General features: G+C 64.2%; 12 protein-coding genes. 5 read left to right on the forward strand and 7 right to left on the reverse strand.

Annotated features, from left to right (window positions below; all coding sequences use genetic code 11):
• Positions 1-92: 92 nt before the first annotated feature.
• Positions 93-1,049, reverse strand: coding sequence for an esterase/lipase family protein (locus tag KI613_RS13785; protein WP_226400428.1), 957 nt, complete (start codon positions 1,047-1,049; stop codon positions 93-95).
• A 283-nt stretch (positions 1,050-1,332) separates the two neighbouring features.
• Between KI613_RS13785 and KI613_RS13790 the strand changes: the two genes are divergently transcribed.
• Genes KI613_RS13790 through KI613_RS13800 form a run of 3 tightly spaced genes read left to right on the forward strand, consistent with a single transcriptional unit; the run spans position 1,333 to position 6,900 of the window.
• Positions 1,333-2,268, forward strand: coding sequence for an NADH-quinone oxidoreductase subunit B family protein (locus KI613_RS13790; RefSeq protein ID WP_226400429.1), 936 nt, complete (start codon positions 1,333-1,335; stop codon positions 2,266-2,268).
• On the forward strand, positions 2,268-3,785 hold the full coding sequence (locus KI613_RS13795; RefSeq protein WP_226400430.1) for a nickel-dependent hydrogenase large subunit: 1,518 nt from the start codon (positions 2,268-2,270) through the stop codon (positions 3,783-3,785). Before KI613_RS13790 ends, KI613_RS13795 begins: the two co-directional genes overlap by 1 nt.
• Positions 3,778-6,900 (forward strand): hydrogenase maturation protease, encoded by a 3,123-nt coding sequence (locus KI613_RS13800; protein ID WP_226400431.1) that lies wholly within the window; start codon positions 3,778-3,780, stop codon positions 6,898-6,900. The genes KI613_RS13795 and KI613_RS13800 overlap by 8 nt, the downstream gene beginning before the upstream one ends.
• A 122-nt stretch (positions 6,901-7,022) precedes the next feature.
• Here the strand turns inward: KI613_RS13800 and KI613_RS13805 are convergent, their stop codons facing one another.
• The 6 genes from KI613_RS13805 to KI613_RS13830 form a co-directional block, all read right to left on the reverse strand.
• A complete protein-coding gene (locus tag KI613_RS13805; RefSeq protein ID WP_226400432.1) occupies positions 7,023-8,159 on the reverse strand; it encodes a rhodanese-like domain-containing protein in 1,137 nt (378 codons plus the stop codon).
• 195 nt (positions 8,160-8,354) lie between these two features.
• Positions 8,355-9,122, reverse strand: coding sequence for an ethanolamine ammonia-lyase subunit EutC (gene eutC / locus KI613_RS13810; RefSeq protein ID WP_226400433.1), 768 nt, complete (start codon positions 9,120-9,122; stop codon positions 8,355-8,357).
• Positions 9,119-10,507 carry an ethanolamine ammonia-lyase subunit EutB gene (locus KI613_RS13815; RefSeq protein ID WP_226400434.1) on the reverse strand — a complete coding sequence of 463 codons (1,389 nt, stop codon included), beginning with the start codon at positions 10,505-10,507 and terminating at the stop codon, positions 9,119-9,121. The genes eutC and KI613_RS13815 overlap by 4 nt, the downstream gene beginning before the upstream one ends.
• A 1-nt stretch (position 10,508) precedes the next feature.
• Positions 10,509-11,279 carry a peroxide stress protein YaaA gene (gene yaaA, locus KI613_RS13820; RefSeq protein ID WP_226400435.1) on the reverse strand — a complete coding sequence of 257 codons (771 nt, stop codon included), beginning with the start codon at positions 11,277-11,279 and terminating at the stop codon, positions 10,509-10,511.
• Between the two features lie 34 nt (positions 11,280-11,313).
• On the reverse strand, positions 11,314-12,126 hold the full coding sequence (locus KI613_RS13825) for a helix-turn-helix transcriptional regulator (RefSeq protein ID WP_226400436.1): 813 nt from the start codon (positions 12,124-12,126) through the stop codon (positions 11,314-11,316).
• Between the two features lie 48 nt (positions 12,127-12,174).
• Complete coding sequence (locus KI613_RS13830; RefSeq protein ID WP_226400437.1) at positions 12,175-12,723, reverse strand: YbhB/YbcL family Raf kinase inhibitor-like protein; 549 nt, start codon at positions 12,721-12,723, stop codon at positions 12,175-12,177.
• 176 nt (positions 12,724-12,899) lie between these two features.
• Here KI613_RS13830 and KI613_RS13835 point away from each other — a divergent pair, with 176 nt between their 5' ends.
• Positions 12,900-14,072, forward strand: a complete 1,173-nt coding sequence (locus tag KI613_RS13835; protein ID WP_226400438.1) for a DUF2863 family protein — start codon at positions 12,900-12,902, stop codon at positions 14,070-14,072.
• Positions 14,072-15,412, forward strand: coding sequence for an adenosylmethionine--8-amino-7-oxononanoate transaminase (gene bioA, locus KI613_RS13840; RefSeq protein ID WP_226400439.1), 1,341 nt, complete (start codon positions 14,072-14,074; stop codon positions 15,410-15,412). The genes KI613_RS13835 and bioA overlap by 1 nt, the downstream gene beginning before the upstream one ends.
• Positions 15,413-15,527 lie beyond the last annotated feature (115 nt).

The following is a 15,527-nucleotide window of genomic DNA, read 5'->3' on the forward strand; positions in this document are numbered from 1 at the left end:
GTCTCAGGTGGGCGCCGGTACAGAATCCCACGGTCAACCGGAAAAAATGGCCAAAATTAAAAAGGGAAATGCAGGGGCGCTTCGAGTTGGCGCTACTTCCCGTCAATTTCGTATACCCGCGAGAGCAGCTGGCGGAATGAAGATGTGCGCGCGGGCTCCGTCGGGCGAAGCACCCCATGTTCCTGCAGGACGGCGATCAGTTTCAATGGCGCAACGCGCTTGTCACCAACGATCTCGACATGCCCGGCCTGCACTTCGACGCGCTTCAACCGGGGATCGCCCTCCACCAGGGAATTGCGCTGCTCGGCCAGCGAGAAAATGTCGTCGTCCTCGATGCAGCGGCCGTTCTCCTCATGCCGACAGGTATCGCGCTCATCGGTATCAATTTTCAGATAGCTGGCGACCTGATCTGTCAAGGCGCCCGGCTCGCGAATAAACCGCGACGAGTAGGTGATGTCGGCCCACTTCGGGCCGGTCGCCACATAGCAGCTCAAGGGCAGCAGCCCGAGCGTCAGCGGGTACAACCAGGTTTTGCCACAGGTGCGGGCCGCCTCTATTCCCGAGAATGGACCCGAAACGGTCACCAGGCGCAAATCGACGTGCGGCGTGCGGGTCGATTCAGTCAATGAGCCGCGGGCGATCAGCGCACCCTGGCTGTGACCGATCACCGTCACCTGCGGCACATGCGACTGCTCGGCCAGTTGCTCGATGGCGGACCTCAATGCAGCCGCACTGTGCGCCAGTTTGGCCCGGTCATCATAGGTAAAGCAGGCCGATTGCTGACCGTGGAAGGCCAGCACCTGAGCCAGGCCGCGAAACTGGCCTGACGAGCCGAAACAGCCATGGACCAGCACGTTGATCGGCTGGCTCGCATCAAATCGCAAGCTCCGATCCGGATTGTCCGTGCACGGGCCCAGGCCGGGAATGTTGATCGTGATGCTGGGTGGCGGTTGGCGGCCGGGTTCGAGATCGAGCGCAGTTATCGCCTGGCGCGTCGCGCAGCCACCAAGAAGACTGACGGCGGCCATCAAAATGACGATGCGAACCATGTTGGATACCTGACAGATAAAGCGGGAATGAACAATCGAACCACGCCATGGCAAGGCTCGATCCGGCAGCACATTTTGCGGCTAGCGAAATGGAATAACAAGGAGAGACGGAAGCGCGGTGAGGTCGGGGGCAACATCGCTCTTGCAGGCGACTTGATGCAATGAAGCAAAAAGCAATTTAGTTTTTGCCGGTATTAACAATAATGTTATATCTTTAACCCTATAACAGGAATTACCCGCCGACAAGCCCGCGCAAGCACCTGTTGGCGAAAGGAGAGTCAGCATGGCGAATATCGTCTGGATGCAAGCCGGTGCCTGCAGCGGCGAAAGCATGGCCTTGCTCTGTGCGGACCGGCCCAGCCTGGAAAACCTGCTCCAGCAATATGACCTGAATCTCCTCTGGCACCCGTCGCTGACCGCCGATGCTCGCTTCGGACAAGTGCTTGAGGCGATCACCAGCGGTCGCCAAAAACTCGACATCCTGTGCATCGAAGGCAGCCTGATGACCGGGCCGGACGGTAGCGGCCAGTACGACACCTGGAAGGCCCGTGCCAAGATCGACATCGTCCGCGAACTGGCGCCGCTGGCCACCCATGTCGTGGCGATGGGCACCTGCGCGGCGTTTGGCGGCGTCCATGCGGCAGGGCCGAACCCGACCGACTGCACCGGCCTGCAATTTCTCCGGGGCCAGCCGGGCGGCCTGCTTGGCGCCGACTGGCGGGCACGCAGCGGCCAGCCTGTCATCAACGTCGCCGGCTGCCCGGCCCACCCGAGCACGATGACCAAGGTGCTGGCCATGCTGGCCGAGGGCGAAACGCTCCAGCTCGATGCACTCAACCGGCCGGCCGCCTTCTTCGCCAGCCTCGTCCATCAGGGCTGCACGCGCAACGAGTACCACGAATACGACATCGAGGACGAGGTGCTCGGCGGGCGCGGCTGCATGTTCTTCAGCCTCGGCTGCCGCGGCCCGCAGACTGTGGCGCCGTGCAACACCGAATTGTGGAACGGCCACAGCAGCAAGACGCGGGCTGGCGTCCCCTGTTTCGGCTGCACCTTGCCCGATTTCCCGGCGAACCGCGACCTGTTCGTGACGCCCAAAATCGGCGCCGTGCCGAAATTCCTGCCGCTCGGCGTCGCCCGCGCCAGGTACATGGCCTACAAGAACCTGGCCCGCGCCGCTGCCCCCGAGCGCGTCATTAATCGCGAGATGGAACCTTGATGACCCGCGTCACCGTCGATATCGACCTCAACCGCGTCGAGGGCGACCTCGAATTCCAGCTCGATCTTGAAGACGGCGTGGTCGTCGATGCGCGCTGCGTCGGCACGCTGTACCGCGGTTTCGAGCAGATCATGATCGGCCGGGCGCCGCGCGATTCGCTGGTCATCACGCCGCGCGTCTGCGGCATCTGCGGGACCGCTCACCTTTATGCGGCGACGCTGGCGCTCGAACAGATCGCCAACATCACGCCGCCGGCCCATGCCGTGCTCGTCCGCAACCTGTGCCTGATGGCCGAGACGCTGCAAAGCGACTTGCGCCAGAGCTTCCTGTTTTTCACGCCGGATTTCTGCAACCCGCTGTACGCCGGCCACCCGCTCGCCGCCGAACTGGCCGAGGCCTTCGCCCCGCTCAAGGGCAGCGTCGTGCGCGGCTGCCTGAAGAGCACACGCGAGCTGATCGGCATCGTCGCCATTTTCGGCGGCCAGTGGCCGCACTCGACCTACATGCTGCCCGGCGGCATCACCCAGCCGGCCAATGCCCGCCGGCTGATGGACACGCGCGACATTCTGGCCGGCGTGCGCGACTGGTTCGAGCAGGACGTGATCGGCGGCGACCTCGATGAATGGCTGGCCCTCGACAGCGGCGAAGCCCTGTTCCGCTGGATGGCTGCCAACCCGGCCCGGCAGCGCAGCGCCCTCGGCCTGTTCAACCGTTTCGGCCGCGACATCGGCCTGCACAAGCTCGGCGCCGGCACCGGCCACCTGCTCAGCTACGGCGTCAATCATCGGCCCGACGGCGCCGGCAGCGAATTGTCGGCCGGCTTTTTCAACGCCGACACGCAGCAGGTCGAGCCGCTCGACCACCTACAGATCAACGAACACGTCCGCCATAGCTGGTTTCTCGATTACCCCGGCGGGCGCCACCCGTGGGCCGGCGAAACCATCCCCGACCACCAGCCGGGCAGCGACCGCTACACCTGGGCCAAGGCGCCGCGCTATGGCGACAAGGTGGTGCAGACCGGGCCGCTGGCCGAGCTGCGCATTGCCGGCGAAGCGCTGATTTGCGACCTGCTGGCCAGCGAGGGCGACAACACCTGGCTGCGCCAGTTCGCCCGCCTGCGCCGGGCCGGCTGGCTGCTCAATGCCGCGGTCAACACGAAAAAACAGCTAAAAATGAAATGCGACGAGCCGCATTTCATCGACCCGAAAATCGACGTCTGGCCGGATGGCGAAAGCTACGGCCTGGTCGAGGCGGCGCGCGGCGGGCTCGGCCACTGGCTGCGCATCAAGGATGGCGTCATCGACAAATACCAGATCGTCACGCCGACCGCCTGGAACGCCTCGCCGCGCGACAGCGCCGGCCGCCACGGCCACTGGGAACAGAGCATCATCGGTCTGCCGGTGGCAGACCCGGAAAACCCGGTGGAGATCGGCCACATCGTCCGCTCCCACGACCCGTGCCTGGTGTGCACCGTGCATTTCATCGGCAGCCACAAAAAAACGCATTTCAATGTCTGAGCGGATGCGCATCCTCTGCTTCGGCAACCCGCTGCATGGCGACGACGGCTTCGGCCCGGCCGTCAGCCTGGCGCTCAAGCGGATCAAGCTGCCACCGGAAGTCAAAGTCATCGACTGCGGCACGCGCGGGCTGGATGCCCTGCACCTGTTCGAAGACTGCGCTCACGTCATGATCGTGGACGCCATGGCCGGGGACAATCCCGGCAAGCTGCGCCTGCTCCAGCCGCATAGCGTGCCGCTCGAAAGTAGCGGCAGCGGCGGGCATGGTGCCGGCGTCGGCTATCTGCTGGCCGCCGTCCGCGCTACCATCCCGAAGCCGCCGGTGATCGAGATCGTTGCCGTCGAGATCGGCCCGGTCAAAACCTTCGCGCCGGGCCTGTCGCTGGAAGTTGCGGCGGCCGTCGCCGAAGCCACCGACGTCATTCGCCGTTGCCAGGCACCCGCGGCATTTGGCCAGAACTGTGAGCTGGCCACCGAACTCGATTGCCTGCGCCAGGCCAATCTGGCCCTGGAAAGCGAACTGATCAAAAGTACCGAGGCGCTCGAACTGCTGATCGCCGAGCAGGAAAGACAGCAGGACGAACTGCAGCTTCGCTCGCAGGAACTGGCCCAGTTGCACGGTGCGCTGGAGCGGGCCATCGGCACCATGGCCGAAATTTTCGTCATGCTCGGCCCGGACGGCCGGGTCATCCGCGCCAACAGCCTGCTCACCAAGGAACTGGGCTACGCGCCGGACGCCCTGGTCGGCCATTATTTCGAAGACTGCCTGCCCGAATCAAGCCGCCAGCAGTTGCGCCGCCTGCTGCCGGCCAATCGCGGCACGCCGCTCTTGCTCAACGCCATTCGGGCGGCCGGCGGGCGCTTCGAAGCCGAACTCAACTTCCGCCGGGCCGAGTCACCGGCCGACGATGACCACGATGCGCTGCCCTATCTCGTCCACGCCAGCCAGATCCACAGCCAGGCCGGCAAACTGGAAGGCGCCGTCGTCGTCGCGAGCAATATCGCCGTGCTCAAGGACCGCGAAAAGGCCCTGCGCGACAACGAACGCCTGCTCCATGAAACGGCCGAAGACCTGCGCGATCACCGCGACAATCTGTCGGCGATGGTCGATGAACAGACGCACGATCTGCGTACGGCCAAGGAGCAGGCCGAGCTGGCCAGTCAGGCCAAGACCAATTTCCTGTCGAACATGTCGCACGAGGTGCGCACACCGCTCAGCGCCATCCTCGGCCTTTCCGACCTTTGCCTGCGGACGCCGCTCAACGTCCAGCAGGGACAATATCTGACCAAGATTCGCCTGGCCGCCCACCACCTGCTCGGCATCATCAACGACATCCTCGACTTTTCGCGCATCGAGGCCGGCAAGCTCGATATCGAGCAGGTGCCCTTCGACCTGCCCACCCTGATCGACGAAATCACCGACCTGCTCATCGAGTGCATCGAAGACAAGGGGCTGGAACTCTGCGTCGATATCGGACCCGAAGTGCCCGGCAGTTTCATCGGCGACCCGCTGCGCCTCAAGCAGATCATCATCAACCTGCTCGGCAACGCCATCAAGTTTTCGGAAAAAGGCACCCTGCGCCTCGAATGCCGGCTTGAATCCGGCGACGATGAGCTGTCCCGGCTCCGTTTTTCGGTCAGCGACGAAGGCATCGGCATTTCACCAGCCGAGCAGGACATCCTGTTCTCCGCCTTCAGCCAGGCCGATACCTCGACGACCCGGCGCTACGGCGGCTCCGGCCTCGGCCTGGTCATTTCCCGCCGCCTCGTCGAGCTGATGGAAGGCCGCATCTGGCTGGACAGCGAACCCGGCCTCGGCAGCACTTTCCACTTCACGGCCAGCCTCCGGGCCGTGCCGAACGCCCCGCTGCCGGCGGCCGAACTCGCCGCTCGCCTGGCGGCCCACGCCGGGCGCACGGTGCTGATCGTCGACGACAACCCGCTGCTCGCCGAAACGCTAGGCAAACAGGTACTGCAACTGGGCTTGCAGGCGGAGACCTGCGCCAGCGGTCAAGCCGCGCTGAGCCAATTGAGCGGACCGTCAGCCGATTACCTGGCTGTGCTGATCGATTGGCAGCTACCTTCGGGCATGAGCGGCGTCGAAACCATCACGGCCATCCGCCAGACCATCGGCCCGCGGGCGCCGGCCCTGATCCTGCTGGCGCCGCACAACAGCGCCATGCTGCCCTTCATGGAAAACCACGTGGCCGCCGCCGTGCTGCGCAAGCCGGCCAGCCTGCCGGGGCTTTATTCAGCGCTGGCCGTGCCGCTGCACTTGCCGGCGCTCTCGCCATCGCCCCCGGCGAACGCCCTGCCCGACATTGCCAGCGTCCCCCACCTGCGCGGCGCCGACATCCTCGTCGTCGACGATGTCGACATCAACCGTGAACTCATGCAGGAACTGCTCGGCATGGCCGGCCTCAAAATTCGCCTGGCCAGCGACGGCAAGCAGGCTATCGCTGCCATTCGCCAGAAACGCCCGGACCTCGTCCTGATGGATTGCCAGATGCCGATCATGGATGGCTTCACCGCCACCCGCCTGTTGCGCGCCGAGCCGGAATACGCCGACCTGCCGATCATCGCCCTGACCGCCGGCGCCCTCGAGCACGACCGCCTGCAGTGCATGGAGGCCGGCATGAGCGCCCGCATCACCAAGCCGGTCGATGTCGACGAGCTGCTGCACATGATCAGCGATTTGCTCCAGCCCGCGATCAAAGTCGTGGCCCCCGTCACGCCGAGCGCAGCGCCGACGCTGGAACCTGCCTGGATGCTCGACCTGCCGGGCATCGACGTGGAAAAGGGCCTGAAACTAATGGGCAACAAGGTCAATTTTTATCGGAGCATGTTGATCAAGTTCCGCGACAGCCATGGCAGCCACTTTGCCAGCGACCTGCAGGCAGCACTCGACCACAACCAGCACGATGTCGCGCTGCGTTTCGCCCATACGCTCAAAGGCATGTCGCGCAGCCTGGGCATGGACGACCTGGGCAACCTTGCTGCCACCGTCGAAACCGAGCTGCAAGAATCAGCGAGCTGCCAGCCTCCCCCGACGCTTGCGCCCTTGTTTGCCGAACTGGGCCGGATATCAAGGGCGTTGGTGAAATTGGGGCAGTAAGCGACGGTGCGGCTGAAACCATTGCGCTACCCGGTTTGCTACGGTCAACCGGAAAAAATGGCCAAAATTGAAATGGCTGGCGGCACGACCCGGCAGAAACCGACCGCGCCGTATCCAGACACTCAGTTTTCAGTGATGGCGTAAGCGCCGTCCTTCGTCCATTTAACGTTGGCATCGAGGAAATAGGCCTTGATCCTCGGATTGACCTTCCTTGCCTTGTCGAGCGCATCACCGCTGCGCCCGCCGGCCGAACAGAAAAAGATGATCGGCTTGTCGGTCGGCAGTTCGCCGGCCCGTGCCTCAACCGTCGCCACCGGCATGTTGATGGCGCCCTTGAACGAACCCGTGGCGAATTCCACCGGGTCGCGCACGTCGACCAGAACGACGGAATCCGGCGCTTCCTTGAGAATTTTTTCGAAGGAGGCAATAGCAATCGCATCCTTGTCCGCCGTCGTCTGGATAAGCACCTTGAGCACCGGCCCCCCGGCGGTCGGCCCGGCACCATACAGTTTGACCCAGCCCGGATAACCTTCCGGCACAACCTTGACCTGCGTGTAGCCGAGTTTGACCGCCTTGGCCGCCGAATCGGAACTCAGCTTGCAGCTCAGTCCCTCGCAATAGAAATAGAGCGGACTGGCCTTGTCCACCGGCAAACGGTCCACCATCTTGTCGAAATCGCTATCCGGAATATTGATCGCGCCGGGAATGTGGCCCTTGTCGTACTTGCGCTCTTTCGGACGCGAGTCGACCAGCGTCAACGGCGAAGCTTCATCGAGTTTCTTTTTCAAGAAAGGCAGCGATACCGCGCCCATGTTGCCCTTCTTGATCCAGTCCGGATAACCGCCGGCGTAGACCTTGATGTTGGTGTAACCCAACTTCTCCGCCTTGAAGGCCGAATTGTGGCTGAGCATGCACTCGTAGCCTTCACAATAGAAGATCAGCAGCACGCTTTTGTCGGCGGGCAGCTGATCGGCCAGCTTGTCGAAGTCGCCGTCATGAAGATTCATGGCGGTGGGAATGTGGCCGGGATCGAACTTGCGCGTTGCCGGCCGTGAATCGATGATCTGCACGCCATCCGGCTTGGGTAGCACGGCATATTTGGCGACGAAATCAGCGTCGACCAGTTGGCTGTACCAGCCAGCCTTCGGTGTTTCTACCGACGCATCGGCAGCGGAAGCCGCGCTGATGCCGCCTTCACCGGGCGCTAGCGCCAGTGATGCAAGCAGTCCTGCACAAAACAGACTGAGACGAAGTTTCATGTTTTTCCCCTGTACCTGGATCGAAAAACGGAACAGCCGCTTTTTCCGAGCCAAACGGCCCGTTCCGCAGTACGGATTCATGCCCCGCAGACATGAAAAACTACGCTTGAATATTAGATCATTTGAATATTCTGGACATTTCACTCGTCTGACCCAGATCAAGGGTCGTGCGAATTTAATGGGAATGCCCGAAAGTCAGACCGGAAGCACCGGCATCTCGGGCAGCGCAGCGCCTTCGCTGTCGTCCTTCAAACCGATGCCGGTCAATTGCCGGGCCAGCGCGGCACGGATCAGCCAGGCCAGCTTGACCGAGGCGGCGGCCGGCGTCAGCCCGGCTGGGCGGATGTTGGAAAGGCAATTTCGCTCGGCATCGAGCCGGCCGATTTTTGGCGCGAAGGTCAGGTAGGCGCCAAGGCTGTCCGGCGATGAGAGGCCCGGTCGTTCGCCGAGGATGACGAGCACCAGTCGCGCCCCGAGCACGGCGCCAACTTCGTCGCCGAGCGCTACCCGGCCCTGGCGGGCGATGACCGGCGGTGCGATGCGCAAGCCATCGAGCAGGGGCAACAGGGCATGCAGCAGCGGCAGGGCGTTCTCATGCACGGCGGTCGCCGAGAGGCCATCGGCGATCACGATGACCACATCGGGTGCATCGGGAACACGCTGGGCGAGAAGCGTCGCGGCGCTTGCCTCGTCGAGACAGCGGCCGAGGTCCGGGCGTTGCAGGTAGGTGTGGCGATCAACGGCCCGACTATGGACGACCAGCGGTTCAACCCCGCCCATCTCGCGCCAGCGGGCGGCCAACCCGTCGACATCGAGCGCCTGATGCACGGCGTCGCGGGCCAGCGCGTGGGCGACATCGAAACTGAGAACGGCGGCCGTCGGCAGGCTGTTGCCGGCACGGCCCAAGGCGATGCGGGCGGCGGTCAGCGTCGCCAGCGATTGCCAGGGGTCCGGGCGGCTCATGGCAGGCGCCGCCGCAGGTCGGCCAGCAGCCGATGATCGGGGCTGGCCGGTAGCAGGCGCCCTGCCCCGTCGGTCAAACCCATGCTCGCCAGCCAGGCCTCGAATTCCGGCGCCCGCTGCAAACCGAGCGCCTGGCGGACGAAAAGCTGGTCGTGGAAGGAGGTGCTCTGGTAATTGAGCATGATGTCGTCGGCGCCCGGCACGCCCATGATGAAATTGACGCCGGCCGTGCCGAGCAGCACGAGCAGGTTGTCGATGTCGTCCTGATCGGCCTCGGCGTGGTTGGTATAGCAGATGTCGCAGCCCATGGGCAGGCCAAGCAGCTTGCCGCAGAAATGGTCTTCCAGCCCGGCGCGGATGATCTGCTTGCCGTCGTAGAGGTATTCCGGGCCGATGAAACCGACGACGGTATTGACCAGCAGCGGCTTGAAATGACGAGCCACGGCGTAGGCGCGCGCCTCGCAGGTCTGCTGGTCAACGCCGTGGTGGGCGTTGGCCGACAACGCGCTGCCCTGCCCGGTTTCAAAATACATGACGTTGTCGCCGACCGTCCCGCGCTTGAGCGACAAGGCCGCCTCGCGCGCCTCGTGCAGCAGGGCCAGATTGATGCCGAAACCGGCATTGGCCGCCTCGGTGCCGGCGATGGACTGAAAGACCAGATCAACCGGCAGTCCCGCCTCGATGGCGCTGATCTGGCTGCTGACATGGGTCAGCACGCAGGATTGCGTCGGAATTTCGAAGCGGCCGATCAGTTCGTCGAGCATCCGCCACAAGCTGGCGAGCGCCGGCAGGCTGTCCGACGCCGGGTTGATGCCGATCACCGCGTCGCCAACGCCGTACATCAGGCCGTCGAGCATCGAAGCGGCGATGCCGCTGGCGTCGTCGGTCGGATGATTGGGTTGGAGGCGCACGGCCAGCCGGCCGGGCAGGCCGATGGTGTCGCGAAAAGCGGTGACGACCCGGCACTTGCGGGCAACCGCGATGAGGTCCTGATTGCGCATCAGCTTGCTGACGGCAGCAGCCATTTCCGGCGTAATGCCCGGCGCCAGCGCCGCCAGTTCGGCCTCGCCCGTCGTTTCGTCGAGCAGCCATTCGCGGAATTCGCCGACCGTCAGCGCAGCGACCGGCGCGAAGGCAGCGGGGTCGTGGCTATCGACAATCAGCCGGGTGACTTCGTCGATTTCGTAGGGAATCAGTGCGTCGTCGAGAAAGCGGCGCAAAGGCAGATCAGCCAGGATAATTCGCGCCGCCATCCGCTCAGTGGCGCTCTGCGCGGCGATGCCGGCCAGCGCGTCGCCGGAACGGGCCGGACTGGCCTTGGCCAGCACTTCGCGCAGATCGGCGAAGCGATAACCTTGCGAACCGACGCTGGCCCGATAGCTCATGTCATTGGCGCCGGCGGAAAACCCAGCTCTTGTCGTCGGATGCTTCGGGGGCAAAGGCGTAGCCGTCGCTGTCAAAATCCTTGAGCCCTTCCGGCTCGGTCAGCCGGTTCACCACGGCGTAACGCGTCATCAGGCCACGCGCCCGCTTGGCGTAGAAGCTGATGATCTTGTATTTGCCGTTCTTCCAGTCCTCGAACACGGGCTGGATCACCGTTCCGTTGATCTTGCGGCCGACGGCGGCCTTGAAATACTCCTCCGAAGCCAGGTTGACCGCGACCGGCCGTGGCATTTCCGCCAGTTCGGCATTGATCGCATCGAGCAGGCGCTCGCCCCAGTAGGCGTAAAGATCCTTGCCGGCCTTGTTGGCGAACCTGGTGCCCATTTCGAGGCGGTAGGGTTGCATGAGATCGAGCGGCTTGAGGATGCCGTAGAGGCCGGAGAGGATGCGCACGCGTTGCTGGGCAAAGTCGAGATCGTCGGCGCCCAGCGTTTTTGCGGCGAGGCCATCGTACACATCGCCGTCGAAGGCGAGCACGGCCTGCTTGGCGTTGTCCGGCGTGAAAGGCAGCGACCAGTCGGCGTAGCGGTTGAAATTGAGCAGCGCCAGCGGGTCGGAGAGGTCCATCAAATTGGCGATATCGGCCGGCGACAGCTTGCGCAGCTTCTTGATCAAGGCTTCGGAGTGCTTCAGGTAGGCCGGCTGGGTGTGCGTGGCGACATGCGGCGGGGTCTTGTAATCAAGCGATTTGGCGGGGGACAGGAAGATCAGCATGGTCGATTGGCGCAGGTTGGCAATGCCCCCAATTTTACGCGAGGGCGACCCGGCCACGCGGACTGTCGCGGCGAATGTCGCTGGGCGAACAGCCGAAACGGCGGCGAAAACGTACGGCAAACTGCGACGGCGACTGGTAGCCAACCTCGCCGGCAATCCGCGTCACCGGCTGCGCCGTCGATTGCAGCAGGGTGAGCGCCGTCGACATGCGCACGTCGAGCAGGATTTCGGACAGCGAGCACTCTTCGGCGGCCAGATGACGGCGCAGGCTGGCCTCGCTCATGGCGAAATGGCCGGCGACTTCGGGCGAATGCCAGTCATGCGCCGGATCGCCGGCGAGCAGACGACGCACCCGCGGCGCCAGGCTCGCATCATCGAGCAGCAGACGGCCGACCCCCTCCAGCCAGACCAGCATTTCCAGCGCCCGATGAGCAACCACAGCATCCGGCAGCGCCGCATCGTCGAACGATTGCGTCAATGCCGTGAAAGCATCGGCAAAGGCCGGCGCCACCTTGCCCAGCGTCACCACCGACTGCGGCCGTTCACCGGCCGCTGGCGCCCGCCACTGCTCAAGCAGGGTGCGCTCCCAAGCCAGCCAGCGGGCCCGATAGCTCGGCGCCTCGCCGAGATAATTGGTCACGTCGAAGGCCTGGCCACCGGCCAGCGCCACTGCCTGACCGGCCTCGACACGGAAAGTGCCGGCCTCGCCGTGCAGAATCTTGTAGCCGGATTCGACGAGGACCAGCGTCGGCAGGTCGATCCACAGCCGCCGGAACTGCAAAGGCTGGCGCTGGACGATACTGCCCGACACGGCAATACCGGCGCGCTGGACGATGGTTGGCTGCATGCTTTTTTCTCCGGGAAGGCCGACGGCATGCCGGCCTTTTCGCCCATGTTAACGCGAACCGAACAGGGTCACGCTAGCCTTGCCGAGGCCATTGGCCCAGGCCATGAAGCCGACCAGTGCCGGGGTTGCATTGGCCGGCAGGTCAAGCTTGTCGACCTTGAGCGCATGCACGGTGAATACATAGCGGTGCGTCTGCCCGACCGGCGGGCAACTGCCGAGGTAAGCCGCCGCACCGTTGTCGCCGGCAATCGTGCGGGCGCCAGCGGGCAACGCGCTGTCAGCACCATTGCCGGCAGCAGCAGCCAGATGATCGCTGGCAGCCGGCAGGTTGGCGACTACCCAATGCCACCAGCCGGACCCGGTCGGTGCATCCGGGTCGTACATGGTCACGACAAAACTGCGCGTCCCGGCCGGCGCCCCCGACCAATGCAAGGCCGGCGAGACGTTGCCGCCGTTGCAGCCGAAGACATTGGCGTAATGCGCCGGCGCCAGCCGACCATCCGGCCCGGCCTCGACGACCAGGCGAAAATCATCGGCATGGGCCAGGCCGCAGGCCAACAGGGCAGCAAGCAGCGAAATACGGAAAAAGGTTTTCATGGAAAGGCTCCTTGTGATGACGGGAGCCATCAGTCTGCCCGCCCGGCCCTTTCGACGCCGCTTCGTGGCGCGCAAGGATTGTCCCGATTCGCTCACGATGCGATCTCGACCATCGATCCTGCGACGCTATCCCCGCCCCCTGTTAAAATTTCATCTTTGAATTTTCTGGACACCCGATGAAACGCACCCGCTTTGGCTCTCGCGACCGTCTTTCCCGCGACGCGGCCGAACTGCAACGTCTGGCCATTGGCCTTTCCGAATCCGGCGGCAAGCTGGAAGACGCCTACTGGGAAGCGCAACTCGCCGAAGTCGTCGACAGCCTCTTGAAAAACGGTGCCGAGGACGACATCAACACCGCGCTCGACCGCCTGTTCGAGGCCAACCCGCGCGCCCATGACGAACTGGCCGACATGGTCGAATCGCGCGCCGAAACCAACCGCGTCGAAGCCCAGGGCCAGGCATACGACATCCAGCTCTTCGCCGCGCCCATCCTCGCCTGGTCGCGCTTTTCCATCCCGGCCAGCCCGCTCCCCAAGAGCACGCTGCAGGCGCTGCACGTGCATCTCGGCGCTCATGTCTTTGGCGGCGACGCGCGTGTTGCGCTGGCCGATTTCCTGTTCAGCCCGGACCAGCTACCGCGCAGCTTCTGCGACACCTGGCAACTGACCAAACTGCTCGGCGAAGCCGCGCTGGGCGGCAAGCATCTGGCCGTGGATACCGCCGGCATGGCCGAAACCAACCGTTTCCTGTCCGACGTCCGCTACCTCGTCGGCACCGTCGTCGTACCGCGCGGCAAGCCGCTGTTCCGTTGGAACGAAAAGGACGGCAACAAGGAAACGGCACTGAAGGAATGGATCAAGCAGGGCAGCCCGAATATCGAGCCGCTGCTCACCGGCTGCGCCTGGCAACCACTGCTGCCGGACTCCTACCACGCCTCCTGCCGCAACGCCGACCGCCTGTCGCGCCCCTATTCGCTCAAGGCTTCGGTCGCCTTCCTTCAAAGCATGCTCGCCCTCATGCCGGCCGACATCCGCGCCGTCGTCGGCCCGTGCTACGACCGCCGGATGGAGGAATACCGCGTCGGCCTCGGCCCGACCACCGGTGACGAGGTCTATCACGGCATCGTCTGGCCGCTGCTCGGCGCCGAAGACGAAGCGACCGACGCCGCCGGAGAAATTGAAGCCGTGCTGCGCGAAGCCGGCGTCAAGGACGTGCTCTTCCTCGACCATCACTTCCCGATGGAATTCTGCGACGACTGCGGCGCCCCGCTCTTCCCCAACCGCGAAGCCGAACTGGTGCACGCCGAAATGCCGGAACAACCGGCGGCGACGTCGCAAGTCCTGCATTGATGGAAAAGCTGTCGAACGCCGACTGGCTGGCGCGCAGCCAGGCCGCCGTCTGGCACCCGTGCACGCAGATGCAGCACCACGCGCAGACCGGCACGCCCGGCCACCTGCCGCTGGTGCCCATCGCCCGCGGTCAGGGCGCCTGGCTTTACGACTTCGACGGCAAACGTTACCTCGACGGCATCAGCTCGTGGTGGACCAATCTCTTCGGCCACGCCAACCCGCGCATCAACGCGGCTTTGCGCGACCAGCTCGAAACGCTCGAACACGTCATGCTGGCCGGCTTCACGCACCAGCCGGTGGTCGAGCTGTCCGAGCGCCTGAGCGCCCTGACCGGCGGCGCCCTCGGCCACGCCTTCTATGCTTCGGACGGCGCCTCGGCCACCGAGATCGCGCTGAAGATGAGCTTTCACTACTGGCGCAACATCGGCCGGCCGGAAAAAGCCGAGTTCCTCTGCCTGCAAGGCAGCTACCACGGCGAAACGGTCGGCGCGCTGGCCGTCACCGACGTCGCCATCTTCAAGGACGCCTACGCGCCGCTGGTCCGCGCCGCGACGGTCATCCCCTCGCCCGATTTCCGCCAGGCCGAAGCCGGTGAATCCCCCGCCGACGTCGCTCGCCGCGCCGCTGCCGCGCTGGAAGCCCACCTCGAAAGGCACGGCGAAAGCATCGCTGCCCTGATCATCGAACCGCTCGTCCAGGGCGCCGCCGGCATGGCGATGTACGACCCGGAATACCTGCGCCTCGCCCGCCAGCTTTGCGACCGCTACGAAGTGCACCTGATCTGCGACGAAATCGCCGTCGGCTGCGGCCGCACCGGCACCTTCTTTGCTCACGAACAGGCAGGCATCCGCCCCGACCTCATGTGCCTGTCGAAAGGCATTTCCGGCGGCTACCTGCCGCTCTCCATCGTCCTGTCCAGCGACACCATCTACAACGCCTTCCTCGACGACTCGGTGGCCCGCGCCTTCCTGCACTCGCATTCCTACACCGGCAACCCGCTGGCCTGCCGCGCTGCGCTCGCCACGCTCGACATTTTCCAGTCCGACGACGTTCTCACGGTCAACCGGAAAAAAGCGCAAAAAATCGAATCCGCCCTCGCCCCGCTGGCCGACCATCCGCAAGTCAAACACCTGCGCCAGCGCGGCATGATTGCCGCCTTCGACGTCGAAACAGCCGACCCGCACTTCTCCCGCAAGTTCTACCGCGCTGCGCTGGAACGCGAAGCGCTAATCCGGCCGATCGGCAATACCGTTTACCTGATGCCGCCGTATATCGTCAGCGACGAGGAAATCGGACACCTGGGTAAGGTAATCAGCGAAACACTGGGAATGTCCGTGTAAAAACCCCCAGAAGAACTACTACGTTTGTCATACATAAATGTCAAACACATGGAAATTTTCTTTATCCGGACAGATATTTTCGGGCGATGCGTTGTCCAACCCGCATTGGCGCCAT

This window comes from Ferribacterium limneticum (assembly GCF_020510585.1).
GTDB lineage: Bacteria > Pseudomonadota > Gammaproteobacteria > Burkholderiales > Rhodocyclaceae > Azonexus.

Excerpts from the sequence above, each read along its gene's own strand:
- KI613_RS13785 (WP_226400428.1), bottom strand. The coding sequence starts at position 1,049 with ATGGTTCGCATCGTCATTTTGATGGCCGCCGTCAGTCTTCTTGGTGGC.
- KI613_RS13790 (WP_226400429.1), top strand. The coding sequence starts at position 1,333 with ATGGCGAATATCGTCTGGATGCAAGCCGGTGCCTGCAGCGGCGAAAGC.
- KI613_RS13795 (WP_226400430.1), top strand. The coding sequence starts at position 2,268 with ATGACCCGCGTCACCGTCGATATCGACCTCAACCGCGTCGAGGGCGAC.
- KI613_RS13800 (WP_226400431.1), top strand. The coding sequence starts at position 3,778 with ATGTCTGAGCGGATGCGCATCCTCTGCTTCGGCAACCCGCTGCATGGC.
- KI613_RS13805 (WP_226400432.1), bottom strand. The coding sequence starts at position 8,159 with ATGAAACTTCGTCTCAGTCTGTTTTGTGCAGGACTGCTTGCATCACTG.
- eutC (WP_226400433.1), bottom strand. The coding sequence starts at position 9,122 with ATGAGCCGCCCGGACCCCTGGCAATCGCTGGCGACGCTGACCGCCGCC.
- KI613_RS13815 (WP_226400434.1), bottom strand. The coding sequence starts at position 10,507 with ATGAGCTATCGGGCCAGCGTCGGTTCGCAAGGTTATCGCTTCGCCGAT.
- yaaA (WP_226400435.1), bottom strand. The coding sequence starts at position 11,279 with ATGCTGATCTTCCTGTCCCCCGCCAAATCGCTTGATTACAAGACCCCG.
- KI613_RS13825 (WP_226400436.1), bottom strand. The coding sequence starts at position 12,126 with ATGCAGCCAACCATCGTCCAGCGCGCCGGTATTGCCGTGTCGGGCAGT.
- KI613_RS13830 (WP_226400437.1), bottom strand. The coding sequence starts at position 12,723 with ATGAAAACCTTTTTCCGTATTTCGCTGCTTGCTGCCCTGTTGGCCTGC.
- KI613_RS13835 (WP_226400438.1), top strand. The coding sequence starts at position 12,900 with ATGAAACGCACCCGCTTTGGCTCTCGCGACCGTCTTTCCCGCGACGCG.
- bioA (WP_226400439.1), top strand. The coding sequence starts at position 14,072 with ATGGAAAAGCTGTCGAACGCCGACTGGCTGGCGCGCAGCCAGGCCGCC.